The sequence below is a fragment of the Thalassospira lohafexi genome, assembly GCF_002844275.1.
GTDB classification, from domain to species: Bacteria; Pseudomonadota; Alphaproteobacteria; order Rhodospirillales; family Thalassospiraceae; genus Thalassospira; species Thalassospira lohafexi.
Genome location: NZ_NXGX01000001.1, coordinates 384,201 through 409,991 on the forward strand (window position 1 = coordinate 384,201; position 25,791 = coordinate 409,991).

The following is a 25,791-nucleotide window of genomic DNA, read 5'->3' on the forward strand; positions in this document are numbered from 1 at the left end:
ATTTTAACGGTTTAGGCAGATCACCGGCGGTTCCGCAGATGATCGATATAGACTGCGCCGATGATGACGCAGCCGATGATGATTTGCTGGATGAAGCTTGAAACGCCGTTCATATTCAGGCCGTTGCGCAAAATGCTGATCACAAACGCACCGATCATGGTGCCGGAAATGGTCCCAACACCCCCCATAAGGGATGTCCCGCCAATCACGGCTGCGGCAATGGCATCAAGTTCATACATAATGCCTTCGTTGGGTTGTGCTGTGACCAGACGCGACATCAAAACAATCCCGCAGATTCCGGCCAGAAAACCCGATGTGGCATAGGCAAACATTTTGGTGGAATTGACATTCACCCCGGCCAGGCGCGACGCCTGTTCGTTGGACCCGACCGCATAGATGTGCCGACCAATCGCCAGACGGCGTAAGATAAATGCGACGATAATCGCCATCACGATCATGATCAGGACCGGATAGGGGATGCCGGGAAAGATAACTTTTGGCAGGCCATTGGCCCCAACCGAAAGGGTCCGGAACAAGGACCCGTTGCCAAGGACGCCAAAGGCCTCGCCAAGCTGTGAAACAGGGGCCGCACCGGTCAATTGCAGGGCAAGGCCGCGGGCGATTAACATCATGCCAAGGGTGGCGATAAACGGTGCAAGACGCAGTCTTGTGACAACAAAACCGTTAATGCAGCCGCACACCATGCCGGTCAGAACACCCATCGACATGGCCGCCCAGATCGGCCAGCCATCCTTGACCAAAAGCCCCGCAACGGTCCCCGAAAGTGCAAGAACCGACCCGACACTCAAATCAATCCCGCCGGTTAGAATGACGACGGTGACACCAATGCCAAGCAACGCAATGGAGGTTGTTTGAAGTGACACGGTCATGGCATTGCCGACACTAAAGAAGGCATCGCTTGTCACCGAAAAGACGACGATAAGCGCCATTAAGCTAAACACGGCCGCGAATTTCTGGACAACGTCCTTGCGCTCGTCGCCATTCATATGGCTCCAAAGACGTGCAAAACGCCCCTTGACCTCAGCATCCGAACAGGTGGAAATTCTTTCGCCACTCACAGCGATCTCCCTGAATTCTGAAGCTGTGGCAACGACTTTGAACTTTCAAGGAGGCTCCATGTCCTGCGACATGACTGCTGACCGCGATTACACGTCGCCAACGCCTACCGATATGTTCGACCATTACCTCCCCAAAGCTGTTTTGCGATGGGATCAGCTCACAATGTTTTTTATCATTAATATACATTTTCCATAACACATCAAAACTGTCAAATGTTTTTTATTGATAAAAATCATTTGATCTCCTACTCACGCACAAAGACAATGCAAGACGATTGGAACCGCCAAAATGACCAAATCCAACACGCGCTTTAAGGAAGGCTTCAATCAGTGCCTTGATCTGATTGACGGTCAGGATGTTGGTACGGAGCTTCCGGGCGAAGTCAATATCGCGGAAATGCTCAACATCAGTCGCACGACGGTGCGCAACATTTTGTCATCGCTAAATGATTTGGGGATTATCGACTGGCAGGGGCGTGTCAAAACGATCCTGCGTCACAGCAAAAAGGCGGAGCGTTTCTCGGACCGTGAAACCAGCCCGGTTTCAGAAAAGATCGAAGGCAAGTTTCTGGAGTGGATCCTTCAAGGCGACATCCCCCCCAATACGCAGCTTAACGAGCTCGAACTGGCACGGCAGTTCGATGTCGGCACATCGACGGTTCGGGAATTTTTGATCAGCTTCAGCCGGTTCGGCCTGATTGAGAAAAAGCTAAACCATCGTTGGGTGCTGCGCGGATTTACCAAGGAATATGCACTTGAACTTTCGTACGTTCGGGAAATGTTTGAACTGGACGCGGTGCGAAATTTTGTCGACTTCCCGGATGATCATCCTGCGTGGGAAAAACTCGACCGGCTGGAAGAAGAACATCGTAGCCTTCTAGATCATATTGAAACGCGGTTTTCGCGTTTCTCGGAGCTCGATGCACGTTTTCATGCGACCTTGACAAGTGTTTCGAAAAACCGATTTGTGACTGAGTTTCAAGATATTATCTCTCTGATCTTTCACTTCCATTATCAGTGGAACAAGAAGGATGAAAAAGAAAGAAACGAAGCCGCGATCCGCGAACATTTGACTTATATCGCCGCTCTGCGCAGCCGCGACGGGGCGCAAATCCAGACCGAAGCCGTCAAACATCTCAGCACGGCAAGGCAGACCTTGCTGCGTTCCCTGCTTGAGAACTAAATGCGATCTTTCAACAGGTTGGCTATCACCCGGCTGTGACGCGGATATCAGAAGGACCGGTCATGGTCGCGACGATTTGCGCATTGGGAAGATCATTGCCAAGCGCCTTTTCCAAGGCACTCGCATCGTCAAAGCCAAACCCCCGCCAACGATCAATCAGGCGTGCGCGCAAGATATCCTCGTCCACATCAAGATAAATCGAAAGATCAAACATGGGTGCCAGCTGATCCCACGGCGCCTGACCGAGCAAAAGGTAATTGCCCTCCACCAGGATAATCTTGTGCCGCGGTGAAATGGACCGTGCTGATCCGCGCGACAGTTCAAGGCCACGGTCAAACAACGGTACATAAACGTCCTGGTCAGTCTCGGTCTTAAGGGCCGTAAGAATGCGCTGTAATCCGCCAACATCAAACGTGTTGGGTGCGCCTTTGCGGTTCAAAAGGCCACGCTGTTTAAGGATGGCATCGTCAAAATGAAATCCATCCATCGGCACGACAGCAGCACCGGCTTTATCACCCCCCAGATGGTGACAAAGCCGGTCGGACAAGGTTGACTTGCCCGATGCTGGCGCCCCGGCGATTGCCACGAGGATGCGACAATCGTCCGATTGGGTGGCCATGATACGTGCAGCCAATGCGTCAAGATCAGGTGTCATGACTGCAAGGCTGCCTGTCTTCTGGGGTTTGACCATGGCGGTGCATGTTCGTTACGCCGCGTCACTGATGTCGGGTGCTTCCTTGGCGCCGGTCATAAAGGCAACCGCGTCCGACATGCTGTAATCGTCTGGTTTGATGGTGCAAAGCCGCTTGCCCAGCCGGTGCACATGGATGCGGTCGGCAATCTCGAACACATGCGGCATATTGTGCGAAATCAGCACAATCGGCATGCCGCGCGCCTTCACATCGGCAATCAGTTCAAGCACGCGTCGGCTTTCCTTCACCCCGAGGGCGGCGGTCGGCTCATCCATGATCACCACGCGCGATCCGAACGCGGCCGCACGTGCAACCGCAACCCCCTGGCGCTGCCCACCAGAAAGCGTCTCAACCGCCTGATTGATGTTTTGAATGGTCATCAGGCCAAGCTCGGTCAGCTTTTCACGTGCAATGCGCTGCATCGCCTTATGATCAAGCGCGCCGAAATATTTGCCCATGATGCCCGGTTTACGCAATTCGCGGCCCATGAACATATTGTCCGCAATCGAAAGCGCCGGCGACAGGGCAAGGTTTTGATACACCGTCTCGATCCCGGCTTCGCGGGCTTCCATCGGGGATGTGAAACCAATCGGCTTGCCATCAAGCTCAATGCTGCCTTCATCAATCGTGATCGCCCCGGACAAGGCCTTGATCAGCGATGATTTCCCCGCACCATTGTCGCCAATTACCGCCAGTATTTCGCCGGGATAAAGATCAAAGTCGGCACGATCAAGGGCGGTGACACGGCCATATCGTTTGACGATGCCGCGCGCCTTAAGAACCGGTGTGTGTGCGTTGCTCATGCTGACACCTTTCTGATCCACTGGTCGATTGCAACCGCGATGATGGTCAGCCAGCCAATGGCAAACACCTGCCACAGCACATCAACCCCCGCCAGTCGCAAACCTGAATTAAACACGCCCACAATCAACGCCCCGATCAACGGACCAATGATTGATCCACGCCCGCCAAACAACGATATGCCACCAATCACCACGGCTGTAATCGATTGCAGGTTGGCTTCCTGAAAACTTTGTGGCGATACCGATCCAACCCGGCCGATGGAGGCCCATGCCCCAACGGCACAGACAAGCCCGGCAAGGCCATACACCATGATCAGCGTGCGGTTGGTGCGAATACCCGAAAGCTCGGCGGCTTCCTTGTCATCGCCAATGGCGTAAACATGGCGGCCCCAGCTGGTGTGATTAAGGATGTACCAAAGCACCCCGAAAATCGCCAACATCAGGATCGAGCCATAGGTAATCCGCGCCCCGCCAATCGCGATGCTTTCGCCAAAGAATTTCAAAAGCGGCGCGATTTCATCCAAAGTCTGGCTGCGGATCGATTGTGCACCCGAAAGCCAAAGGTTCAGCGCAAAAAAGATGTTCCACGTGCCAAGGGTCACAATAAACGGCGGCAACTTGATCCGGGTGACCAGAAATCCGTTCAACGCCCCGGCGGCGATGCCGCCAATAAACCCGATGATGATGGCAATCGGGGCAGGGACGCCAAGGGTGATCGCAAGTTGCCCCATGATCACCGACATCAAAACCATGATCGCCCCGACCGAAAGATCAATCCCCGCAGTCAGGATCACAAGGCTCTGGGCGGCGGCAAGAATGCCAATGACGGCAACCTGCTGGAGGATCAGCGACAGATTAAACGGCGAAAAGAATTTGGGTCCGGCGACAAAACCGAAAATGATGATTGAAAAAACCAGAACAATCACCGGCACCATGGTTGGATTGCCATGCAGGAAATGCTGCACGGTATCAAACAGGTTGCGGTGTTTATGGTCAAACTGCGCGACAGAGCTGTCGCTGGAATCAAGCGTGTGCTCGTATTCCTGTTTTTTGCGTGACGTTTGAGCGGGTTCGCTCATCGCTTCCTCCCGACTTGGTCATGACCGATATCCCGCCAGCACCTTTTCCGGCTCTTGTGGCTGGATTGGTGGTGGGCGCCTGACCAAGTGTAACCTGATGTGGGACAAGAAGGGCGGGGTTAAATCCGCCCTTCCTCGAAATGAACGGGCGCAATTAGCCCCAGCAACGATCCATGCCTTCGGCAACATCAATCGACGGAACACCGTCAACCGGCTGATCGGTGACAAGGTTAACCCCGGTGTCATAGAAGTTCAGACCGTCGGTGTTCTGCGGTTTTTCGCCGCTATCGGCCCATGCCTTGATCGCCTCGATCCCTTTGGCCGCCATCAAAAGCGGGTATTGCTGCGATGTCGCACCAATCACGCCATCCTTGACGTTTTCAACACCCGGGCAACCGCCATCAACCGATACGATCAACACACCATCCTGCATGCCAAACGCCTTAAGCGCTTCGTATGCCCCGGCTGCAGCCGGTTCGTTGATGGTGTAAACCACATTGATTTCGGAATCGCGCTGCATCAGGTTTTCCATGGCTTCGCGACCACCTTCTTCATTACCGTTGGTCACATCATGACCAACGACCCGGTCGTCATCCTCGTCCCCAATCTTGTTGGGATCCTTGATGTCGATGCCGAACCCTTTCATGAAGCCCTGATCGCGCAGCACATCAACCGATGGTGCACTTGGTGTCAGATCAAGCATGGCGATCTTGGCATCGGCTGCCTTATCACCGAGTTTTGCCGCGGCCCATTTGCCGATCAGCTCACCTGCCTTGAAATTATCGGTGGCAAAGGTCGCATCGGCCGCGTCAATCGGCTCAAGCGGGGTATCAAGTGCGATGACCAGAAGGCCGGCATCGCGCGCCTTTTTGACTACCGGCACAATCGCCTTGGTGTCGGATGCGGTGATCAGAATGCCTTTGGCACCCGATGCGATACAAGACTCGATCGCCTGAACCTGTGTCTCATGGTCGCCGTCCACTTTGCCGGCAAATGTCGAAAGATCGATACCAAGTTCCTCGGCCTTGGCAGACGCCCCTTCCTTCATTTTGACAAAGAACGGGTTGATGTCTGTCTTGGTCACCAAACAGGCACCAATGTCGGCGGCTTTCGCCGGGCTCGGCAGGGCGGTAAGGCTAAGGGCAAGCGCACCAAGAGTTGCGCCAAGAAGTGCTTTCTTCATCATTTCCTCCCAGGATTTTACCTGAATAATCGGCTGTTTGTGCCGTTAATGTTTGTTTTCCAAACAGGATGCAACGCGCGTTAAATCTGTGGGTCTTCAACCTGTCTGGGCCATACGACACACCAAATCAGATCCTCTGTCAATTAATAAATCCGATTGATTTATTAATTAATCCTGTCACTCTTCAAGCCAATCGGGCATGAAAGATCCCGAGTGGGAGGAACTCTATGACTGCGTCACTATCGACCAATCCTGATCCGACAGGGACGGAAGATCAGGCTGCACGTCCGCTGCATCCGGGCGGCGGGGCAAATCAGTTGCGCGTGCGTGCCTATAATGAACGGCTGGTGCTGTCGTTGGTGCGTCGGAACGCCGGATTGTCCAAGGCCGAAATCGCACGGCTTTCGGGTCTGTCGGCCCAGACCGTATCGGTCATCATGCGTGGCCTTGAAAAAGACGGTCTTCTGATGCGTGGCGAGCCTGTGCGTGGCAAGGTCGGCAAACCCAAAGTCCCGATGGCGCTTAATCCTGACGGGGTCTATTCCTTTGGTCTTAAGATCGGACGGCGCAGTGCGGAACTGATCCTGCTTGATTTTGTCGGCACCGTGCGTGGATCGCTCAAAGAAGCCTACAAATACCCCACACCCGATAGCATTCGCCAATTTGTCCGCGACTCGGTTGGCAAAATCACCGCGACCCTGAGTGCGCCCCAACAGGCCCGGATCGCTGGCATTGGCATTGCCGCACCCTTTGAACTCTGGAACTGGGGCGAAGAAGTCGGCGCGCCGATTGAGGACTTAAATGCCTGGCGCGAAGTTGATCTGATCGACACCATCGGCGCCATTGTCCCGTTCCCGGTGTTTCAGCAAAATGATGCCACGGCGGCCTGCGGGGCTGAACTGGTGTTTGGCCTTGGCCCGAACTATACCGATTTCGCCTATTTCTTCATTGGCTCGTTCATTGGCGGCGGCGTTGTGCTCAATCAGGCACTTTATACCGGCCGCACGGGCAATGCCGGGGCCTTTGGCTCCATGCCGGTGTCGTCACGCAGCGGCCACGCCAGCCAGCTGATTGATCAGGCATCGATCTTTGTGCTCGAAGAAATGCTGACCCGCGATGGCCGTGATCCGGCGATGCTGTGGCGCGATCCGGCGTACTGGGCGGAACTCGGCAAGACGCTTGATATCTGGATCAGCCATACCGCGCGCAGCCTTGCCCTTGCCATCACCTCGGTCTGCTCGGTGATTGATTTCGAAGCCGTGATTGTCGATGGCGGTTTTCCGCCCGATGTCTGTGCACGCATTGTCGCGGCAACTCGGGCTGCGATCTCCGATCTTGATCTTCAGGGCATCGCCCGCCCGCACATCGAACAGGGGCAGGTCGGCAGTGCCGCGCGCGCCATTGGCGCGGCAAGTCTGCCGCTGTTTTCGCGCTATCTGCTTGATCAGAATGTGCTGTTCAAACAGATGCAATAACCAAAGAACATTCTAGAAATTGTCTTTGCGCTTGCGGATTTCGGTAAAGATTTCCGTTGGGGTGGCATTCTCCATGCCCAGTGCGGTGGCAACATCCGGGTGATCGGCGCGCAGGAACGGATTTGTCGCAAGCTCGACATCAATCCGCGATGGAATGGTCGGGATGTTGCGGGCGCGCAACCCGTCAATATCCTGACAGCGTGCGGCAAGGATCGCGTTGTCGGGCTCAATCGTTTTGGCAAATTTGGCATTGGATTGGGTGTATTCATGCCCGCAGTAAACCTGCGTGCTGTTGGGAAGATTGCGGAACTTTTGCAGCGACTGCCACATCTGTTCAGGCGTTCCCTCAAACAACCGCCCACAGCCCAGCGCAAACAGGCTGTCACCGGAAAACAGCGCAGTAATCGCCGGAAAATAAAACGCGATATGCCCCGATGTATGGCCCGGCACGTCAAACACCCGGCCTTCAAGCTCACCGATCAAAACCTGATCACCCTCGGCAACCATTTCGTCCATGTCGGGGATGCGCGCTTTTTCCGCCGTTGGGCCGAGCAATTTGGCACCGTATTTCTTCATCAATTCCGCATTGCCGCCAATATGGTCGTGGTGATGGTGCGTGTTGATGACAAGATCAAGCTGCCAGTCGCGGTCTTGAAGTTCCTTGATCACAGGGGCTGCTTCGCCCGGATCAATGATCGCGGTCATTTCGCTGCGGTGGCAGCGCACGAGATAGGTGTAATTGTCTGAAAGACACGGAATAACGATAACTTCGCCCGCAGCCATAAGGGACCTCGACCTGATGATGATGTGATGTGCTCCACAGTATCAGCATCAACTGTCTTGAAACAATCACCCAACGATCAAACTTTCTGACATTCTATGAACAGGGTCGTTTCAAAGCTGTTTCCGTGAGGACCGATAGGGTGCTAAAGTCCAGCCATGCGTCAGGATGTCGTTGATCTTCACCGTTTTTATGCCAGCAGTCTCGGGCAGGCCGCCCGGCGTCTGATCCGCAGGCGTCTGCGCCTGATGTGGTCGGATGTGCGCGGATTGCGTGTGCTTGGCTTTGGCTATGCGACACCTTATTTGCGCCCGTTCATTGGCGAGGCCGAACGCGTCATGGCCTTTATGCCCGCCCAGCAGGGCTGTGTGCATTGGCCTGCGGGCGAAGACAATCACGTCGCCCTAACCGAAGAAACCATGCTGCCACTGCCCGACAGCTCGGTCGACCGTATTTTGGTGGTGCATCTGGTCGAACATACCGATTCCATGCGTCGCCTGATGCGCGAATGCTGGCGGGTTTTAACCCCCAATGGCCGGATTATTGTGGTGACACCCAACCGAAGCTCGCTCTGGAGCTGGTCGGAAAGCACCCCGTTTGGCTTTGGTCACCCGCACAGTGTGACGCAATTGCAAAACCTGATGCGCGAAAACATGTTCCTGCCCGTCCAGCACAGCCGCGCCCTTTTCATTCCCCCGACCCGGCGGCGCTTTTTGCTGCGCTGGTCGCAGGCGTTTGAAAACATCGGATCGCGACTGTTCAAGGCCTTCGCCGGGGTTTCTATCGTCGAAGCTGGCAAACAGCTATACGCCAGTACCGGTACCCCGTCGCGCAAACGCCGTCTGGTGCATATCCCGGTGACCGTACCGCCACTGCGCCCGGCGGATGGCAATCGACAGCATTTTGACGACACCGCGTCACAGCGCGATGATCTGCGTCATGCCCAAGATGTCGCGGACGACGCCCAAACCAGAAAATCCTGCAAACTGGGAAATAGCCAGCCCGGGAAGTAGCCAGCCCGGGAAGTAGCCAAATCGGGAAATAGAGCCTGTGAAATCGGGGTGCCGCCACCATATGTGAAGCATATGGTTACAGTATCGCATTTGACAGCCCGCGCAGTTTGAGTGACATAATGTGTATGATCTCTCACAAGAATTACCGAGCATGAAGCCCAACCGCATCCGGAAGCATCCCGCCAAAGCTACCGTCACCGCCGCAGCCTTGGCCTCATGGGTGTTGGTTCAGTCCGTCTCAGTACCGTCCATCGCGGCTGCGCAGGATGTCATTCCCGTTGTCTTGCACGGCGAAGACAACAATAAACCCTATGCCTTCCTCGATGCTGATGGCGCGCCTGCGGGCATTTACGTCCGCATCTTGCAGGCGGCTGTGGACAAGATGCCGCAATATGATCTTCGGTTTGAAAATGTGCCGTTTAAACGCGGCATGGATCTTTTGCAGTCGGGGCAGATCATGGCGTTCTTTCCCCCGTATTTGCGCGATGACCGAAACTGGGTCGAACGCTATTCCGTCCCGATCCTGAGCGAAACCGTGGTGGCGATTTGCAGCAAGGACTACGTGCTAAGCCATGACTTGCGGGTCTTCCCGGACGATTTCACGGGCGCGCGCTTTGCCAACAATGCCGGGTACCGGCTGGCGGGTGAGGACTTCTTTGACATGGTGGCGGCGGGCGAGATCACCCTTGAAGAAGCCAACACCACCGAAAGCAACCTGCGCTTTTTGATGGCTGGACGGGTGGATTGCTATGTCAATGAACGCATGGCCATCCTGGCGGGCCTGCGCGAACTGGCCGTGGATAAGGAACAGTCGCGCAACATTGATGAAACCGCCATCATCGGTCAGGAATTTGGCTATGTCGCCTTTGGCTACGACCCGGCTGGTTACTGGCCATACCGCGATCAGTTTGCCAATGATCTTGATGATGTCCTGCGCCAAATGCGCGACACTGGCGAAATCGATCAGCTGGTTGTCGAATATTTCGCGTATTAAGCCACGGTTCGACGTTTTACCTGACGGCAATAACATCCAAAAAAAACAGGCCACCGAAATTCGGTGGCCTGCTTCGTTTTTCAGTCTGAGAGATACGAACTTAATGTTCGATATCGCGCCAGATTTTACGTTTCACCGCATAGAGCATCGCGGTCAGAACGATCAGGAACAACAGAACCTTGATGCCCAGTGCTTTACGGGCTTCAAGTTCCGGCTGTGCCGTCCAGTTCAGGAACGCCGCAACATCATGTGCGTGCTGTTCCAAGGTCATCGGTGTTCCATCGGTGTACTCGACCGCTTCGTCATAAAGCGGCGGTGCCATGGAAATCTGATGACCCGGGAAGTAGTGGTTGTAATGCTTGCCGTCTGCAAGGTCGAAGCCCTCAGGGGCCTCTTCCTCATAGCCGGTCATAAGGGCGGTGATGTAATCAGGCCCATGCATACGGGCTTTCGCCATCAAAGACAGATCGGGCGGAATGGCCCCGCCGTTCGACGCAGCAGCAGCCTTGTCGTTGGCAAACGGTGATGGGAAATAATCCGACGCAATGCCCGGACGGGTGAACATGTCACCTTCTTCGTTCGGGCCGTCTTCAATATCATATTCCGCGGCAATCGCCTTGATCTGGTCTTCGTTAAAGCCAATGCCTTCCAGATTGCGGAACGCAATGAAACGAAGGCTATGACAGCCAGAACAGACGTTTTTATAGATCTGGAAACCACGTTGAAGCTGGGCACGATCATAGGTGCCAAACAACCCGTGCCAGCTCCAGTCCTGTGCCGCCGGAACCGGGGCATCGCCCGATGCCTTGGCAGCACCGCCGTTAAAGGCTGTAAGCGCGAAGGCAGCTGCGATTGCGGTAAGTGCGAATTTACGCATTGGCTCCCTCCTTGAGAACAGATTGGCTGATGCTGGCCGGAAGCGGTTTGGGCCGTTCCAGTTTGCCAACCAACGGCATCACCACAAGGAAATGCGCGAAGTAGTAAAGTGTTGCCAGCTGGCCAACGGTAATGACCTTAAGCCCCTCGATGCCCATGAAGTAGTCATCAGGTGCCTTCTTGCCGCAATATCCAAGGACAAAGCAGTCAATGAACAGCACCAGGAAGAACCACTTGTACACCGGACGATATTTCGAGCTGCGCACCTTGGAGGTATCAAGCCACGGAATAACAAACAGGATGATGATCGAGGCAAACATCGCCAGAACACCAAGCAGTTTCGCCGGAACACCAAACACGGTGAAATCGATGGACCGCAGGATCGCATAGAACGGCAGGAAGTACCATTCCGGCACAATATGCGGCGGTGTCACCAGCGGGTTCGCCGGGATATAGTTATCAGGCTCGCCAAAGAAGTCCGGTGCAAAGAACACGAAGAACAGGAAGAAGATCAAAAACACACCCATCCCGAACAGATCTTTGATCGTGTAATACGGGTGGAAGGCAATCGCATCCTGCGGGGATTTGATCTCAACCCCGGTCGGGTTGTTTGACCGCACCGTATGCAATGCCCAGACATGCAGGACAACAAGGCCCAGAATGACAAACGGCATCAGATAATGCAGCGAGAAGAACCGGTTCAGCGTCGGGTTATCAACTGCAAAACCACCCCAAAGCCAGGTCACCAGCGGATCGCCGATAATCGGGAAGGCAGAAAACAGGTTGGTAATAACCGTCGCACCCCAGAAGGACATCTGGCCCCACGGCAGGACGTAGCCCATAAAGGCTGTTGCCATCATGGCCAGCAGAATCAGGATACCAATCCACCACAGCATTTCACGCGGGGCTTTGTACGACCCGTAATAAAGTCCGCGGAAAATATGAATGTACACGCAGATGAAGAACATCGATGCGCCATTCACATGGATATAACGGATCAGCCAGCCATAGTTGACATCACGCATGATGCGCTCAACCGACCAGAACGCCATATCGGCATGCGGGGTGTAATTCATTGCCAGGAAAATGCCTGACAGGATCATCGTCACCAGAACAAAACCGGCCAAAGAACCGAAGTTCCACATATAGGACAGGTTTTTCGGTGTCGGATATTCATAAGCAGAGTGGTGTAGCATGGAGAAGACCGGAAGACGGTCATCGACCCATTTAACCACTGCGTTATTCCAGACGGGTGCACTCATTATATCTGCTCCTTATCCGATCTTGACCGAAGTGTCGGTGAGGAACTCGTATTCCGGCACGACAAGGTTCGCCGGTGCCGGGCCCTTGCGGATACGACCAGACGTATCATAGTGCGACCCGTGGCATGGGCAGTACCAGCCATCGAAATCGCCGCGTGTCTCACCGGTGGCTGTGCCCATCGGGATGCACCCAAGGTGGGTACAGACGCCAACAACAATCAGCCACTCTTTCTTTTCGACACGCGCGTCATCACTTTGCGGATCGACAAGTTCGTTCAATGCGACCTCTTGGGCCTCATTGATTTCACGTTCTGTACGATGGCGGATAAAGACAGGCTTGCCTCGCCACATTACTTTAACGGCCTGACCGACCGGAATGTTCGAGATGTTCACTTCTACAGAAGCCAGCGCGAGAACGTCCTTGGACGGATTCATGCTGTCCACGAATGGCAACAACGCACAACCAGCGCCAACAACGCCGACTGCGGTGGTCGCCAAGGTCAGGAAATCCCTGCGGTTCTCGTCCGGCTGATGCTCGCCGGATGAATGCACCGATTGCGACATAATGTCTTCCTCTTTCTGCCCCCAAAACAGGCATGCGGAATGCCCAAAGCCAGACTTAGGGCATGGATGGTTAATTTCCCTTGATGAAAATCAAACAATCCAGCCGCCAAAAGCCTTTAGGCCTGTTTCCGGGTCCGTATACTAACAAAAAACAGGTTTGTTAAGGAGAACTTGGAGTTGCAAATTGTTTGCATTCGATAAGATCATCTGGTTTCGCACTGCACAAATACGTAAAACCTAGCGCATTTGCGCGATTATCCGCCCTTTTCAACCAAGAGGATGCGGTCTTACCTTTTCTTATTCCAAATAAGTCTAATAGGGGTTTCTGTCGGTAATTTTATAACTTTGAAGGTCCATCGGCTCTTCGCATCGCGGCGATTCTGGACACATCATCAAAACGACGCGGCACGCCGATTTTGCAAAGGGGCTAAGAAGGCGGTTCGAACCGCAACAACACCGTACAGATTTTGGATAAATAAAATCGGAAAATTGTCGATTTAAGTTGGCCAAGGACGGCCCGGTGTGGATAAAACAGTTCCGAACATCGCAACAAGCTGACGCGCGCGACGCCGTCGTTGGTTTACAGGGACCGCCATAGAACGCCCATGAGAATCTGTCTGTTTGAACCCGATATTCCGCAAAACACCGGCACCATCCTGCGCATGGCCGCGTGCTTTGGCCTGCCGGTCGATATTATCGAGCCCTGCGGCTTTTTGCTGACATCGGCTGCCCTCAAACGGGCCGGGATGGATTATATCGATAAGGCCGATTATATACGCCACGCCGACTGGCGGGGATTTGTCGCCGCACGGCAGGACGGATCGGTGCCGGGGCGACTGGTTCTTTTGACCACCAAGGGGGCGGAGCCCTATTGTGATTTCGAATTTCGCGCCGATGATATCCTGATGCTGGGCTCTGAAAGCAAAGGGGTGCCGGATCAGGTGCATGACTATGTCGATGCGCGCGTGGTGATCCCGATGCAGCCCGAAATGCGGTCGCTCAATGTGGCCATGGCAACGGCGATGACACTGGGCGAGGCGCTCAGACAGACAAACAGTTTCCCCACGGGAAACGTACAAGTAACGGAATGAGTAACCCCATGACGGACGCAAAGACCGACGCAAAGACGGCTGCGAAAAAGGCGATGAAAGCCAGTGCGGATCACAAGGTCGATGCCGCCCTGATTGCTCAGCGCAAACAAACCGCCCAAAACTGGTTCCGTCAGTTGCGCGACGATATCTGTGCCGCGTTTGAGGCGCTTGAAGACAGCTACACCGGCCCATTGTCCGACCGCCCCGCGGGTCGTTTTGACCGCACCGTCTGGGAACGCGGCGAAAATGAGGGTGCCAATGAAGGTGGGGGCGAAATGTCGGTGATGAAGGGCCGCGTGTTTGAAAAGGTCGGGGTCAATATCTCGACCGTGCACGGCGAATTTTCCGAAAAATTCCGCGCCGAAATCCCCGGTGCGGCCGAAAACCCCAATTTCTGGGCGGCGGGCATTTCGCTGGTCGCGCATCCATGCTCCCCACATGTCCCGGCGGTCCACATGAACACCCGCCACATCGTCACGACCAAGGCATGGTTTGGCGGCGGCGCCGACTTAACCCCGGTCTTCCCAGATGACACCGACACGGGCGATTTCCATGGCGCGTTCAAGGCCGCTTGTGATGCGCATGGGGATGACTATTACGACCGCTTTAAAAAATGGTGCGATGAATATTTCTGGCTGCCCCACCGTAATGAGGCGCGCGGGGTCGGCGGGATTTTCTATGATTATCTTGATGCCGACTGGGATGCGGATTTCGCCTTTACCAAGGACGTCGGTATGGCATTCCGCGACATTTACCCCGAACTGGTCAAACGCCATTACAACAAGCCCTGGACCGATGACGACCGCCGTGCCCAGCTGATCAAACGTGGCCGCTATGTCGAGTTCAACCTGCTCCATGATCGCGGCACACGCTTTGGCCTGATGACCGGCGGCAACACCGAAGCCATCCTGATGTCCCTCCCGCCTGAGGCCAACTGGCCATAGGATAGCGTCGCAGGATAATTGCGGTGCAAAACCTCTTATCCCTGCGACAAAAGCCGCTGTTTTATATCTTCAAGCAGCCATTGCCCCGCGGGTCCGGGGGGCTTTCCTGACAAATGTGCGGCATAAATTGTCAGCATCTCTTCGGGGTCTGACACTCCGTCTGCCAGATCAAGCTGCACAAGCTTTTGTGTGGCAAGCGCCTCGAACACAAGATGTTCGGGCATACGGCACCAGCCAAATCCCGCCAGCAAAAAATCCATACGCCGTCCCAGATCGACAAAGCGCCACGGTGCCGCCCCGGTGATGCCATAGCTTACCCCATCGCGATCCACCGGATCAGACAGAACCAGTTGAATATGCGGCTCAAGATCGCCGCGTGTGATCGACCGCCCCAGCATCGCAAGCGGATGGTGCGTTGCGACAACCGGGATCAGCCTGGTTTTGAATAACGATGTCGCAATGACATCTTCCGGGACAGATGGCAGCAACAGGCATATCGCAAGGGAAACATCGCCGCTGCGCAATCGGCGTAACGCCCCGCCGAGACCCTCGGTCGAGAAACTGATCGGCAAATTTGGGTGACGCCCGTGCAACGCACGCAGGCTGTCGATCAGGGGGGCGGATGGCACCAGCGGATCAATCGCCAGTCCAAGCTCCGGCTCAAGTCCGGCGCGTGTCCCTGCCGCAACCGCTTCGAAACGGGCAGCACTTGCCAGAACGGCCCTTGCTTCTGCCACCAGAACGCGTCCGACCTCGGTTAATGCCGGACGATGACTACTGCGGTCAAAAAGAATCACGCCCTGCATATCTTCAAGCGTTGCGACCGATTGACTGATGGCCGATTGCGCCCGGCTTAATTTCCGACCGGCGGCCGAAAAACTGCCCGTATCTGCAATGCAGATCAGGACCCGTAATTGATCAAGGCTAAGATTTCCAATCATGATGTATCACCAAAACAGATGGATATTATCGTTTTTATATCACTTTTCATGAAGTTTGGGGCGACCTATCTTGCCATCAACCAGATGCCGCCGCCGCTGTGCGAACGGGGTGTCGAGGGTCTGAACCCCATTACTACAGGAAAATCCAATGCCGCAACTTCTTGTCATCGAAGCCAGCCCGCGGGGGGCTTCGTCCGTTTCTCGCACCATGATGCAAAACTTTATTGCCAACTGGAAAACCGCACATCCCAAAGGCGAGGTCACGGTGCGCGATCTGGTCGAAACGTCTATTCCGCACATCTCCATGCCGTGGCTTGCGGCATACTTCACCCCGCCCGCATCTCAGACGCCGGAAATGAAAGCAACGCTAAAGCTGTCTGATGCGCTGGTCGCAGAGCTGTTGGCAGCAGATGAAATCGTAATTTCGACACCGGTTTATAATTACAACATCCCGTCCAACCTCAAAGCCTGGGTCGATCACATCGTGCGCAAGGGCATTACGCTTGGGTTCGATGGTACGGGCCTTGTCACCGGGGTGAAAGCATCCCTGATTGTCGCATCTGGTGGTGCCTACGGCGAAGGTTCGCCGATTGCCGATCGCAATATTGCCCCGCAATACATGAAAATGCTGCTCGGTGTTATCGGGATTACCGATGTGACCGTCATCCATGGCGAAGTCGCAAAGAATGTGGATATGGGTGAAATCTCGATGGAGGATTTCGTTGCCACCCACGCCGCGAAACTCAAGGCTGCGGCCGCATGATACCTGCGGCGCCGCCAAAACCAACTGTCTGTAACGCGACATCTGGTCGTAAGGTGTACGCAGGCGTTAGTTCGACGGAGAGGCGCGTTCTTTGGCTGACTGTTCGATCACCGGGCCGGGCAAGGTGCGCCATTCATCAACGTCGGGGTTTATCATGCCACTATTGACCAGACATTGACGGATGAAGCCGTTTTGACGCAACGTTTTGATGCCGCGATTAAGCGCTTGGACCACAGCATTCGCATTCTTGAGTTTTCTCGACACCATGAAATGCTGGCTCTCGGGCAGGGCGACTTTGACACCGGCAATCGGAAACAACCGAATACCGTCGATTTCGCGGCCCATATTTTCCGAAGATGAAAACTCCAGCAGCGTGAAGTCGGCACGCCCCGCATCAATCAGTGAAAAAAGTTGGCTTTTGGTTGCGGCACTCGTCAGGCTGGCCGGGTTCAGGCTTTCAAGAACCTGCCAGTCCAGGCGCCAGGTGCGAATACCGACCGCGCGCAACTCATGGACACCCTCAAGCGATTTCTCGGCAAAGAAATTCACCAGGTTGCTGTTGGCATAAAGGCCCTTTTCTATTTCGCCCGAACGGATAACTGGTGCCGTCTCAAGCACATCTTCATTCTCCGCAATATTGAATGTCCAGTCGGTTTTGACATGGGCGGCACCGGACGCAACCATTTTGCGGCTGCGCTCTGAATTGGGGGACTCCACCGGGCGAACTTCGGTCTTGAGACCGCCCGCATGCAGGGCCTCACGCAACAGGGTGTAATTCATAAGCGATAGATTGGAGATGCCGCGCGTCGCACATTTGCGACAATCTTCCGACTGGCTTGCGATGCAGTTATTGATATCGACGATGTCAACCGTACTGACCGGCATGAGGATGACCTGATCATCTGTCAAAGTCTGGCTTTTGGCACCTTTGACACCGCTATCATAGAAAACGATCAACGCGGCGACAGTTGTCAAAAGCAGGCGGATCCGCATGGCGTTCCTCAATCACATTATCTATGTGTATAATTATTACTTATCTCAAGTCAGTCCGAAAAACCATCCTGAAGGTCGCACGTCACCGAAAACGCTGTTTGTTCCTTGCGCACAAAGTCACCTGACCAAGGGTTAAGGTCTGGCATCCGGCGGCAACTCACCCAGATGGTGGCGCATCCAGATCGTTTCTTCAGACGCGGTGCGGCCAAAGTGTCGCTTGAACTCGCGGCTGAATTGCGACGCACTGACATAGCCAACAGATGCGGCAACTTCCGTAACCGTCTGCCCATGATGGGCCAGTAAAATGCGCGCTTCATGAAGGCGCATTGATTTTATGTATTGGATGGGGCTGCTGCCCAGCAGTCGGCGAAAGTGCGCGTGATAGGATGGCACGCTCATGCCCGCATGCTGGGCCAGTTCCGGTATCGAAAGCGGCTTTGTGAAATTCTCACGCAGATACCCAAGGCTGCGCAGGATTCGTCCGGCCGTCCCGCGTTGCTCAAGGGCGGCAATCATCTTGGCACCCTGCGGGCCGGTCAGAATGCGAAAATACAATTCCCGCATTAATCCATCCCCCAGTATCGCCGTCTCAACCGGGCTTTGCAAAGCCCGGAGCAACCTGTGCAAAACGGCGCTGATCTCCGGTCCTGTTTGGGTGGAAATCAGGCTGGCGGGTTCGGACTGTGTGTCGGTTGGGGCATATCCTTCAATTGTCGCAACAAGTTCGGCAATCAGCCGCATGTCAAAATCCAGATAGATGGCAAGTAACGGATGTTCGGGGCTGGCATCTGATTGCATGCGAAACGGGACCGGCACCGAAACCGCCAGATAATGCTCCTCGTCATAAACGTAAATATTGCCATCCAGCACACCGCGTTTGCTGCCTTGGCACACAAACACCACGCCCGGCTGATACAGAACCGGCACGTTGTGAAGGACGCTTTCACTTCTAAGAACGCGCAGCCCCTTAAGCGGCAGGAAATTATAGCCTTCCTTGGGCGCAAGCCGTGCCGCAAGAACGGCAAGACTGTCTGATGCTCTATCGGACATATATCTGTTTCATAGGATTGGGCAAATAGCTCAGCTAAATGGGCGTGGATACACGATGGTTTTCATAATATCTGACAGTTCGCTGCTTAATCAAGACAACGAATGGATCACATATCATGACAAAACGATTTTTCATCACCGGGGCGAATTCCGGTTTCGGCTTTGCGATTGCCAAGGCCGCCGTCGCACAAGGGCATTCTGTGATCGGCACCGTTCGATCAGATGCGGCCCTGTCGCATGTGCGCGCGAAATTGCCTGCGGTGCAGCCGGTCCGCTTGGACGTCACCGATTTTGACAATATCCCAAATGTCATCGCGCAGGCCGAAGATGACTTTGGCCCGATTGACGTTCTGATCAACAATGCCGGTTATGGCCACGAAGGGGTGCTCGAAGAATCGCCGCTTGATGAATTGCGCCGCCAGTTTGAGGTCAATGTTTTTGGCGCAACGGCGGTTGCCAAGGCCTTCTTGCCGCGCTTTCGGCAAAGACGTGCGGGCTTTATTGTCAATATCACCTCGATGGGCGGCCTGATCACCATGCCCGGCATTGCCTATTACTGTGGCAGTAAATTCGCCCTTCAGGGAATTTCCGAGGTGATGCGCGCCGAGATGGCCCCGTTTGGTGTCCATGTCACCGCCGTTTGTCCGGGCTCGTTCCGCACCGACTGGGCCGGGCGCTCCATGGTCAGAACGGATCGATCCATTTCGGACTATGACGCAGTATTTGAACCAATCCGTCAGGCGCGTTTGGAAAAAAGCGGCAAACAACTTGGCGACCCGGCAAAGCTGGCCGATGCGGTTCTAACGCTGATCAGCGATCAAAACCCGCCTGCACAACTGCTGCTGGGCAGCGATGCCTATCAGTTGGTGTCCGATAAACTCAACCGCATGCAGGGTGACATTGAAAAATGGAAACACCTGACGGTTTCGACAGACGGCTAGACCGGATCACGTCTCATTAATCAACCAGTCCAGCAAGGTGCTCGTTGTGCTGCTCGCCGTCGGGCTGGGCACCAGCCAGTATCCGCGATCCTTGCGCGTGACCTCTGGCCCGACGGCGACAAGGCTGCCCAGATCAAGATGATGATCGACCAACCCGCGCCAGCCCAGTGCCAACCCCTGTTCGGCCAGCGCGGCCTGAATGATAAATCCATATGTATTCAGGCCCAAATCACCTTGGGCGCGGGGGCGTGTCACCCCAAAGGCCGCAAGCCACGTTGCCCATGTCAGCCAGCGCGATTTACCGGTTGTTTCAAGATGCAGCAACGGTGCGCTGGCAAAATCTGCCGGATCGTTGAACGGGCCGAACCGTTCGAGAAAACCCGGTGTGCAGACCGGCACCACGCATTCGGGGATCAAAAGGCGTGCGGTGTCGGGGAAATCTTCGCGCGCACCAAACAGCATCGCGGCATCCGTGTCGCGTTCCAGCGCATCTTCAAGTCCCTGTGACGCCACGATATGGACCTCCGCCTCGGGATGCAGGCGGCGGAAATCGGTGACACGCGGCATCAACCAGAATGCGGCAAATCCGAAATCGGTGAAAATCCGCACCGCGGGCACCTTTGACGTGCGGCGCGTATCATGGGTGGCCTTATCAATGCTCTCCACACTCGACTGCACCGCCTGAAACAAAATCTCCCCGGCGTCGGTCAGCCGGCTTCCGCCTTGCGACCGGCGGAGCAATGACACGCCGAGCTGCTCCTCAACCCGCTTGATCTGATAGGTGACAGCAGGCTGCGTCAGGCCAAGTTCATGGGCCGCGCGCGTTAAGCTGCCCAGCCGTCCGGCCGCCTCAAAAATGCGCAGCCATCCAATATCAAGCGGGCGTTGTGACATAAAAATTCTTTATGTTTGTGATTAAAAATCAGCGGGTTTCATCACGCAATGATTTGTGGATTTAATGATCGTTCCGCATTCAACGTCAAGAGCATTCCGCATGAGGCTCATTTTGGTCCCCCGGCAATGCTTGAAAAATGCGCGCTTTCCATCCCTGTCCCGGAGTGCATTCGTTTCATGAAGTCCCCGAATATCCTGATCCTGATGGCCGACCAGTTAAACGGGACCCTGTTCCCCGATGGTCCGGCTGATTTCCTCCATACGCCGCACCTGCGCGCACTTGCCGAACGCTCCGCACGGTTTAAAAATTGCTATACGGCATCCCCGCTTTGCGCACCGGGGCGCGCATCCTTTATGGCCGGGCAATTGCCCAGTCGCACACGGGTCTATGACAATGCCGCTGAATTTTGCTCTGACATCCCGACCTATGCCCATCACTTGCGCCGCGCGGGGTATTACACCTGCCTGTCGGGCAAGATGCATTTTGTCGGGCCCGATCAGTTGCACGGGTTTGAAGAACGCCTGACCACCGATATTTACCCGGCTGATTTTGGCTGGACGCCCGATTACCGCAAACCGGGTGAACGCATTGACTGGTGGTATCATAATCTCGGCTCGGTGACCGGGGCCGGGGTGGGGGAAATCTCCAACCAGATGGAATATGACGACGAGGTCGCCTACAACGCCACGCATAAACTTTATGATCTGTCGCGCGGTCACGATGAACGCCCATGGTGCCTGACCGTCAGCTTCACCCATCCCCACGATCCCTACGTCGCACGCAAGAAATTCTGGGACCTCTACGAAGACTGCCCGGAACTTGAACCTGAAATCGGTGCGTTCGCGTTTGACGAACAGGACCCGCATTCAAAACGTCTGTTGCAGGCAAGTGATCATACCGCCTTTGACATCACGCGCGAAAATATCCGTCGCTCCCGTCAGGCCTATTTTGCCAATGTGTCCTATATCGACGATAAAATCGGTCAGATCATGGATGTGCTTGAACGCACCGGGCAGGCCGACAACACCATCATTCTGTTCCTGTCTGATCATGGCGACATGCTGGGCGAACGCGGCCTGTGGTTTAAAATGAGCTTCTTCGAAGGCTCGGCCCGCGTGCCGCTGATGATGGCCGGGCCCAACATCACACCGGGCTGCTACACCGATCCGGTCTCGACCCTTGATGTCACCCCGACGGTGGCCGATCTGGCCGGTATTTCGATGGATGAAATCATGCCATGGACGGACGGCACAAGCCTCCTTCCGGGCTTCTCGGGCACCAAACGCACCGAGCCGGTCCTGATGGAATATGCCGCCGAGGGGTCTTATGCACCGCTGGTCTGCATCCGCGAAGGCAAATGGAAATACACCTATTGCCCGCTTGATCCTGAACAGTTGTTTGATCTTGAGGCCGACCCGCATGAGCTGAAAAACCTTGCCACTGATCCGGCCATTGATGCGGCCAGTGCCGAACAGCTCGAACAGTTCCGCGCTCAACGGGCGGCCCGCTGGGACATCGACAGTTTTGATGCGAGTGTGCGCGAAAGTCAGGCACGCCGCTGGATTGTCTATGAGTCTTTGCGCAATGGCTCCTATTTCCCATGGGATTATCAGCCGCTGCAAAAGGCGTCTGAACGCTACATGCGCAATCACATGGACTTAAACGAAGTCGAAGAAAAACAGCGCTTCCCGCGAGGGGAGTAAAGAAGCTGCGCCGGTAGTCTTGTGGGACAGACAGATCGGCGCAGCTTCAATACCGAATTTTCAAATTATAAGCCGCCTGGTGGTCTGGTTCGGGTGCAGATCACTTCCCTTTTCGGGACCGTTGCGTGGGACGTGTTTTAACGGTGCTGATCAGGAGGCAAAAACAACGAAAAGTTGGATACCCGGCACAGTGAGGCAAGCATAGTATGAAAGAGAAAATGAAGGTGGGTCCGCTTGGGCCTTTCCCCCATGTCTGCAAGCCGGTGTTTTCCATCTCGGCCTTGTTGATTCTGGGGTTCATCGTGTTCGGTGCGTTTTTCACCGACACAGCAGCATTGGTTTTCACATCAGCCCAGTCCGCGATTGCGGATTATTTCGGCTGGTTTTTGATCATCGTTGCCAATCTGGCGGTGGTGGTCAGTCTTTATCTGGCGATTGGCCCCTATGGGCGGGTCCGTCTTGGCGCGCAAAGCGAAGCCCCCGAATACGGGCTGTTTTCATGGACGGCGATGCTGTTTAGTGCGGGGATCGGCATTGGTCTGCTCTATTGGGCGGTGGCCGAACCCCTGTATCATTTCTTTGCACCCCCGATGGCCGAGGCAGAAACCATTGCCGCGGCCGAGCAGGCAATGACGATTTCGTTCCTGCACTGGGGCATTCACGGCTGGGCGATCTACTGTATCGTTGGGCTGTCGCTGGCCTATTTCCATTACCGCAAAGGTCTGCCGCTTTCGATCCGCTCAGCGCTTTATCCGATGATCGGCGAACGCATTTATGGTCCGTGGGGGCATGCGGTCGATATTCTTGCGGTCTTTGGTACCATGTTTGGCATCGTCACTACGCTGGGGCTTGGTGTGATGCAAATCAGTTCCGGGCTCAATGGGTTGTTCGGTATTCCCGATACCCTGTTTGTTCAGATTATCCTGATCGGCATCATTACGATCTTTGCCACCATTTCGGTGATGGCCGGGCTCGATAGTGGGATCAAGCGGATCAGTAATTTCAACATTCAGCTCAGCTTTGTGTTGCTGGCCTTTATCGTGATTACCGGCCCGACGCTCTATATCTTCGACAGCTTTGTTGAAAATGTCGGCAACTACGTCAGTGATCTGGTCAAGCTCAGCTTCTGGAGCGAAGCCTATTCCGGCACCGACTGGCAGGTTGGCTGGACCATCTTCTATTGGGCATGGTGGGTTTCGTGGTCACCGTTTGTCGGTATCTTTATCGCCCGCATTTCGCGTGGGCGGACGATCCGCGAATTTACCCTTGGTGTTCTGTTCATTCCGATCGTCATTCTGTTCTTCTGGTTCACCGCCTTTGGCGGGGTTGCGATCCATATGGAACTTCTGGGTGATCCCGGATTGATCGAGGCCACCAAGCAGGGTTACGGCAACGCCATCTTCAAGTTGCTGGAATTCCTGCCAATGACCAAGTTTGTCACCGCTGTTGTGATTGTCATGATCGTTGTCTGGTTTGTGACCTCCTCAGACAGTGGCAGCTTTGTCATCGACATGCTGACCGCAGGCGGGCACACCAACCCGCCGCGCGTTCAACGCCTGTTCTGGGCCCTGACCGAGGGGGTGATCGCCGCCATCTTGCTTGTCGCAGGCGGGCTAGCGGCCCTGCAGGCGGCGGCCGTTGTGGCGGGCTTCCCGTTTGCCTTTGTCATTCTTGTGATGATGTATGGGCTGCTCAGGGCCCTGGGACGCGATCATCTTGTCATGTACCGCTATAAACAGTGGTTCGAGACAGAACATGATGCCGACCACAATCTGCCCGACGCCTATGTCGGCGAAACGGAGTTGCCCACCACCCCCGAAGCCCCGCAAGGTTCGGTCGGCGCAACGCCCAAGTAACCTGAAAATCACGTAACAACATACGTGTAAACGGACGGTCTGGTGCAAACTGGACCGTCCGTTTTTTGTGTTCCCAACAAGGACACAGACCTGCAAGGGCAGGGGCCATTGTCAGGGCTATCGTCCGGGTCATCCCCCGGGGGCATCCTCCTCCGAACAATCGCGCGCCAACGCACCACTTTGGTCCCGACACGTCATGCCGGGGTCGAACGCCGGTGCGTGCCGCTCCCATCTCCCCACACGACACCACGCGATACCACAGCACCATTCGGCCCCACTACGCATCACGTCCGGCCCCATCGCGTACCCTCCGGCTCCCGTCACGCACCATCCGAGACCATCGCGCCCCTTCTTCTTCCGGCACCATCACTCCACGCCGCTCCACACCGCTCCATACCGCTCCATACCGCTCCATACCGTTCCACACCGCTCCAAAGCCTCGCCCGGCATCACGCCTCACTTAGGGTCTGGACCCAATTGAATGGTTGAAATGGTCGCGAAGAATTTGTGCGGATATCAGGAGCATTGCCGCAGCAAGGCTCGCTGCCTTGCGAGATGATGCGACGCAATAGCCCGTGCAAATTCCTCCGATCCGAAGGGCATCAGGACACTCTGCGACCTGCTGCGTTAATCCCCTTGCCCGGGGCAATGCCCCGCGCGGTGGAGATTTCCTTGCATGTCTTGCTTGTTCTGATGCCATTTTAAACATTCAATTGGGTTCAGACCCTGGATGCTGCCTCAATCAAGTGACGGGGGCGTGTGGCGCGTGGGGTTAGGCTGAGAATAGGGAAATGCTGCCAAAATCAGTCCGGGTTGGCTGATGGCCCTCCGCGACACGGGGCAAGGCCTGCCCATACGCTGCCGCGCGCAAGAATATATTGTATGAGGAATGCAAAGGCCGTCTGTGGACGGGATGGATTTCGGTTGTTTATGGCATGAAGGGACACATTTCAGTCATGGGTTTGGCCCGAAAACCGGGTTTTAACCATGGAATCCCGGGCGCAGAAATCCTCATACCATTTGCTTAAGGTCGGGCGGCCGGTTTTGAAATCGATCAATTCGCGAAACGCGATCCAGTCAAGCCCGGTGGCCAGCGCAATATGGCCGATTGTGACCGGGGTTTTGGGATCAAGGGCTGTTTCAAGATGGTCAAACGTCTCGATCAATTTGGCCTTCTGCCCATCGGCCAGCGGCGGATAGCGAAGCTCTTGCGGGCGACGGTTGGTTTCCCAGCGATAGAGCACACCGGCATCGCACATTCCTTGCGCCAAGGCATGCAAACGTAAGGCATGCCAGCGTTTTGGCGCTTTGTGCGGGATCAGTTTGCGTCCCCGATGCAGGCGATCAAGGTAGTCACAGATCACCATCGAGTCATACAACGTCATGCCGTCTGGCAGGATCAGGACCGGCACTTTGCCCAGTGGGTTGGCGGCAAAGATCGCCGCGTTGCGGTTGGTCGGGCTGGTCTCAAAATGCACAACCTCAATCCGGTCGCCCAGCCCGCACTCAAGCGCAAACACCAGCACCTTGCGCGCGAACGGCGAGTGGGTTTGATACAGCAATGTGTGATCGGATTTTAAATCATCAGACTTTTTATGCATGAATGTGCCGCTGCCTGCCACGTTAGTCG

Annotated in this window: 24 protein-coding genes; 10 read left to right on the forward strand and 14 right to left on the reverse strand. The window is 55.2% G+C overall.

Annotated elements, in window-relative coordinates:
- Positions 1 to 20 precede the first annotated feature (20 nt).
- The gene (locus COO92_RS01730; RefSeq protein ID WP_240626280.1) at positions 21 to 1,079 is read right to left on the reverse strand and encodes an ABC transporter permease; all 1,059 of its coding nucleotides are present in this window, start codon (positions 1,077 to 1,079) and stop codon (positions 21 to 23) included.
- A gap of 289 nt (positions 1,080 to 1,368) precedes the next feature.
- Between COO92_RS01730 and COO92_RS01735 the strand changes: the two genes are divergently transcribed.
- Positions 1,369 to 2,262 carry a GntR family transcriptional regulator gene (locus COO92_RS01735; RefSeq protein ID WP_022731202.1) on the forward strand — a complete coding sequence of 298 codons (894 nt, stop codon included), beginning with the start codon at positions 1,369 to 1,371 and terminating at the stop codon, positions 2,260 to 2,262.
- A gap of 25 nt (positions 2,263 to 2,287) precedes the next feature.
- Here COO92_RS01735 and COO92_RS01740 read toward each other — a convergent pair whose 3' ends face one another.
- From COO92_RS01740 to COO92_RS01755, 4 genes are all read right to left on the reverse strand, one after another.
- Positions 2,288 to 2,917, reverse strand: a complete 630-nt coding sequence (locus COO92_RS01740) for a nucleoside triphosphate hydrolase (protein WP_101299998.1) — start codon at positions 2,915 to 2,917, stop codon at positions 2,288 to 2,290.
- Between the two features lie 51 nt (positions 2,918 to 2,968).
- The gene (locus COO92_RS01745; protein WP_101299374.1) at positions 2,969 to 3,757 is read right to left on the reverse strand and encodes an ATP-binding cassette domain-containing protein; all 789 of its coding nucleotides are present in this window, start codon (positions 3,755 to 3,757) and stop codon (positions 2,969 to 2,971) included.
- Positions 3,754 to 4,836, reverse strand: a complete 1,083-nt coding sequence (locus COO92_RS01750) for an ABC transporter permease (protein WP_101299376.1) — start codon at positions 4,834 to 4,836, stop codon at positions 3,754 to 3,756. The genes COO92_RS01745 and COO92_RS01750 overlap by 4 nt, the downstream gene beginning before the upstream one ends.
- Before the next feature lie 154 nt (positions 4,837 to 4,990).
- On the reverse strand, positions 4,991 to 6,019 hold the full coding sequence (locus COO92_RS01755; protein WP_101299377.1) for a sugar ABC transporter substrate-binding protein: 1,029 nt from the start codon (positions 6,017 to 6,019) through the stop codon (positions 4,991 to 4,993).
- A 227-nt stretch (positions 6,020 to 6,246) separates the two neighbouring features.
- Between COO92_RS01755 and COO92_RS01760 the strand changes: the two genes are divergently transcribed.
- Positions 6,247 to 7,494 carry an ROK family transcriptional regulator gene (locus COO92_RS01760; RefSeq protein WP_022731207.1) on the forward strand — a complete coding sequence of 416 codons (1,248 nt, stop codon included), beginning with the start codon at positions 6,247 to 6,249 and terminating at the stop codon, positions 7,492 to 7,494.
- A 12-nt stretch (positions 7,495 to 7,506) separates the two neighbouring features.
- On the opposite strand, the gene gloB is transcribed toward COO92_RS01760, so the two are convergent.
- Positions 7,507 to 8,277 carry a hydroxyacylglutathione hydrolase gene (gene gloB / locus COO92_RS01765; RefSeq protein ID WP_101299379.1) on the reverse strand — a complete coding sequence of 257 codons (771 nt, stop codon included), beginning with the start codon at positions 8,275 to 8,277 and terminating at the stop codon, positions 7,507 to 7,509.
- Between the two features lie 156 nt (positions 8,278 to 8,433).
- Between gloB and COO92_RS01770 the strand changes: the two genes are divergently transcribed.
- Together COO92_RS01770 and COO92_RS01775 are read left to right on the forward strand one after the other, a co-directional pair.
- Entirely contained in the window at positions 8,434 to 9,288 is an 855-nt protein-coding gene (locus COO92_RS01770) for a methyltransferase domain-containing protein (RefSeq protein WP_240626281.1), read from the forward strand.
- A gap of 151 nt (positions 9,289 to 9,439) precedes the next feature.
- Entirely contained in the window at positions 9,440 to 10,282 is an 843-nt protein-coding gene (locus COO92_RS01775) for a substrate-binding periplasmic protein (RefSeq protein WP_101299381.1), read from the forward strand.
- Positions 10,283 to 10,382: 100 nt separating this feature from the next.
- Here the strand turns inward: COO92_RS01775 and COO92_RS01780 are convergent, their stop codons facing one another.
- Genes COO92_RS01780 through petA form a run of 3 tightly spaced genes read right to left on the reverse strand, consistent with a single transcriptional unit; the run spans position 10,383 to position 12,984 of the window.
- A complete protein-coding gene (locus COO92_RS01780; RefSeq protein ID WP_101299383.1) occupies positions 10,383 to 11,159 on the reverse strand; it encodes a cytochrome c1 in 777 nt (258 codons plus the stop codon).
- Positions 11,152 to 12,423, reverse strand: a complete 1,272-nt coding sequence (locus COO92_RS01785; RefSeq protein ID WP_206186348.1) for a cytochrome b — start codon at positions 12,421 to 12,423, stop codon at positions 11,152 to 11,154. The genes COO92_RS01780 and COO92_RS01785 overlap by 8 nt, the downstream gene beginning before the upstream one ends.
- 9 nt (positions 12,424 to 12,432) lie before the next feature.
- Positions 12,433 to 12,984, reverse strand: a complete 552-nt coding sequence (petA, locus tag COO92_RS01790) for a ubiquinol-cytochrome c reductase iron-sulfur subunit (protein ID WP_101299386.1) — start codon at positions 12,982 to 12,984, stop codon at positions 12,433 to 12,435.
- A gap of 605 nt (positions 12,985 to 13,589) precedes the next feature.
- On the opposite strand from petA, the gene COO92_RS01795 reads away from it, so the two are divergent.
- Together COO92_RS01795 and hemF are read left to right on the forward strand one after the other, a co-directional pair.
- Positions 13,590 to 14,075 carry a tRNA (cytidine(34)-2'-O)-methyltransferase gene (locus COO92_RS01795; protein ID WP_101299388.1) on the forward strand — a complete coding sequence of 162 codons (486 nt, stop codon included), beginning with the start codon at positions 13,590 to 13,592 and terminating at the stop codon, positions 14,073 to 14,075.
- Positions 14,076 to 14,128: 53 nt separating this feature from the next.
- Positions 14,129 to 15,019, forward strand: coding sequence for an oxygen-dependent coproporphyrinogen oxidase (gene hemF / locus COO92_RS01800; protein ID WP_101300000.1), 891 nt, complete (start codon positions 14,129 to 14,131; stop codon positions 15,017 to 15,019).
- Positions 15,020 to 15,054: 35 nt separating this feature from the next.
- Here the strand turns inward: hemF and COO92_RS01805 are convergent, their stop codons facing one another.
- Entirely contained in the window at positions 15,055 to 15,960 is a 906-nt protein-coding gene (locus COO92_RS01805; RefSeq protein ID WP_101299389.1) for a LysR family transcriptional regulator, read from the reverse strand.
- A gap of 148 nt (positions 15,961 to 16,108) precedes the next feature.
- Here COO92_RS01805 and COO92_RS01810 point away from each other — a divergent pair, with 148 nt between their 5' ends.
- Positions 16,109 to 16,723 carry an FMN-dependent NADH-azoreductase gene (locus COO92_RS01810; protein ID WP_101299391.1) on the forward strand — a complete coding sequence of 205 codons (615 nt, stop codon included), beginning with the start codon at positions 16,109 to 16,111 and terminating at the stop codon, positions 16,721 to 16,723.
- A 66-nt stretch (positions 16,724 to 16,789) separates the two neighbouring features.
- On the opposite strand, the gene COO92_RS01815 is transcribed toward COO92_RS01810, so the two are convergent.
- Together COO92_RS01815 and COO92_RS01820 are read right to left on the reverse strand one after the other, a co-directional pair.
- A complete protein-coding gene (locus tag COO92_RS01815; protein ID WP_101299393.1) occupies positions 16,790 to 17,716 on the reverse strand; it encodes a hypothetical protein in 927 nt (308 codons plus the stop codon).
- Between the two features lie 132 nt (positions 17,717 to 17,848).
- Positions 17,849 to 18,766: an AraC family transcriptional regulator gene (locus COO92_RS01820; RefSeq protein ID WP_101299395.1), complete on the reverse strand. Its 918-nt coding sequence runs from the start codon at positions 18,764 to 18,766 to the stop codon at positions 17,849 to 17,851.
- Between the two features lie 116 nt (positions 18,767 to 18,882).
- Here COO92_RS01820 and COO92_RS01825 point away from each other — a divergent pair, with 116 nt between their 5' ends.
- The gene (locus COO92_RS01825; RefSeq protein ID WP_240626282.1) at positions 18,883 to 19,707 is read left to right on the forward strand and encodes an oxidoreductase; all 825 of its coding nucleotides are present in this window, start codon (positions 18,883 to 18,885) and stop codon (positions 19,705 to 19,707) included.
- A gap of 6 nt (positions 19,708 to 19,713) precedes the next feature.
- On the opposite strand, the gene COO92_RS01830 is transcribed toward COO92_RS01825, so the two are convergent.
- Positions 19,714 to 20,601, reverse strand: coding sequence for a choline sulfate utilization transcriptional regulator (locus tag COO92_RS01830; RefSeq protein WP_101299398.1), 888 nt, complete (start codon positions 20,599 to 20,601; stop codon positions 19,714 to 19,716).
- 177 nt (positions 20,602 to 20,778) lie between these two features.
- On the opposite strand from COO92_RS01830, the gene betC reads away from it, so the two are divergent.
- Together betC and COO92_RS01840 are read left to right on the forward strand one after the other, a co-directional pair.
- Positions 20,779 to 22,305 carry a choline-sulfatase gene (gene betC, locus COO92_RS01835; RefSeq protein WP_101300002.1) on the forward strand — a complete coding sequence of 509 codons (1,527 nt, stop codon included), beginning with the start codon at positions 20,779 to 20,781 and terminating at the stop codon, positions 22,303 to 22,305.
- Between the two features lie 206 nt (positions 22,306 to 22,511).
- On the forward strand, positions 22,512 to 24,161 hold the full coding sequence (locus COO92_RS01840; RefSeq protein WP_101299400.1) for a BCCT family transporter: 1,650 nt from the start codon (positions 22,512 to 22,514) through the stop codon (positions 24,159 to 24,161).
- 950 nt (positions 24,162 to 25,111) lie between these two features.
- Here COO92_RS01840 and COO92_RS01845 read toward each other — a convergent pair.
- On the reverse strand, positions 25,112 to 25,762 hold the full coding sequence (locus tag COO92_RS01845; protein ID WP_101299402.1) for a glutathione S-transferase family protein: 651 nt from the start codon (positions 25,760 to 25,762) through the stop codon (positions 25,112 to 25,114).
- Between the last annotated feature and the right edge of the window lie 29 nt (positions 25,763 to 25,791).

Excerpts from the sequence above, each read along its gene's own strand:
- COO92_RS01735 (WP_022731202.1), top strand. The coding sequence starts at position 1,369 with ATGACCAAATCCAACACGCGCTTTAAGGAAGGCTTCAATCAGTGCCTT.
- COO92_RS01740 (WP_101299998.1), bottom strand. The coding sequence starts at position 2,917 with ATGACACCTGATCTTGACGCATTGGCTGCACGTATCATGGCCACCCAA.
- COO92_RS01745 (WP_101299374.1), bottom strand. The coding sequence starts at position 3,757 with ATGAGCAACGCACACACACCGGTTCTTAAGGCGCGCGGCATCGTCAAA.
- COO92_RS01750 (WP_101299376.1), bottom strand. The coding sequence starts at position 4,836 with ATGAGCGAACCCGCTCAAACGTCACGCAAAAAACAGGAATACGAGCAC.
- COO92_RS01755 (WP_101299377.1), bottom strand. The coding sequence starts at position 6,019 with ATGAAGAAAGCACTTCTTGGCGCAACTCTTGGTGCGCTTGCCCTTAGC.
- COO92_RS01760 (WP_022731207.1), top strand. The coding sequence starts at position 6,247 with ATGACTGCGTCACTATCGACCAATCCTGATCCGACAGGGACGGAAGAT.
- gloB (WP_101299379.1), bottom strand. The coding sequence starts at position 8,277 with ATGGCTGCGGGCGAAGTTATCGTTATTCCGTGTCTTTCAGACAATTAC.
- COO92_RS01770 (WP_240626281.1), top strand. The coding sequence starts at position 8,434 with ATGCGTCAGGATGTCGTTGATCTTCACCGTTTTTATGCCAGCAGTCTC.
- COO92_RS01775 (WP_101299381.1), top strand. The coding sequence starts at position 9,440 with ATGAAGCCCAACCGCATCCGGAAGCATCCCGCCAAAGCTACCGTCACC.
- COO92_RS01780 (WP_101299383.1), bottom strand. The coding sequence starts at position 11,159 with ATGCGTAAATTCGCACTTACCGCAATCGCAGCTGCCTTCGCGCTTACA.
- petA (WP_101299386.1), bottom strand. The coding sequence starts at position 12,984 with ATGTCGCAATCGGTGCATTCATCCGGCGAGCATCAGCCGGACGAGAAC.
- COO92_RS01795 (WP_101299388.1), top strand. The coding sequence starts at position 13,590 with ATGAGAATCTGTCTGTTTGAACCCGATATTCCGCAAAACACCGGCACC.
- hemF (WP_101300000.1), top strand. The coding sequence starts at position 14,129 with ATGAAAGCCAGTGCGGATCACAAGGTCGATGCCGCCCTGATTGCTCAG.
- COO92_RS01805 (WP_101299389.1), bottom strand. The coding sequence starts at position 15,960 with ATGATTGGAAATCTTAGCCTTGATCAATTACGGGTCCTGATCTGCATT.
- COO92_RS01810 (WP_101299391.1), top strand. The coding sequence starts at position 16,109 with ATGCCGCAACTTCTTGTCATCGAAGCCAGCCCGCGGGGGGCTTCGTCC.
- COO92_RS01815 (WP_101299393.1), bottom strand. The coding sequence starts at position 17,716 with ATGCGGATCCGCCTGCTTTTGACAACTGTCGCCGCGTTGATCGTTTTC.
- COO92_RS01820 (WP_101299395.1), bottom strand. The coding sequence starts at position 18,766 with ATGTCCGATAGAGCATCAGACAGTCTTGCCGTTCTTGCGGCACGGCTT.
- COO92_RS01825 (WP_240626282.1), top strand. The coding sequence starts at position 18,883 with ATGACAAAACGATTTTTCATCACCGGGGCGAATTCCGGTTTCGGCTTT.
- COO92_RS01830 (WP_101299398.1), bottom strand. The coding sequence starts at position 20,601 with ATGTCACAACGCCCGCTTGATATTGGATGGCTGCGCATTTTTGAGGCG.
- betC (WP_101300002.1), top strand. The coding sequence starts at position 20,779 with ATGAAGTCCCCGAATATCCTGATCCTGATGGCCGACCAGTTAAACGGG.
- COO92_RS01840 (WP_101299400.1), top strand. The coding sequence starts at position 22,512 with ATGAAAGAGAAAATGAAGGTGGGTCCGCTTGGGCCTTTCCCCCATGTC.
- COO92_RS01845 (WP_101299402.1), bottom strand. The coding sequence starts at position 25,762 with ATGCATAAAAAGTCTGATGATTTAAAATCCGATCACACATTGCTGTAT.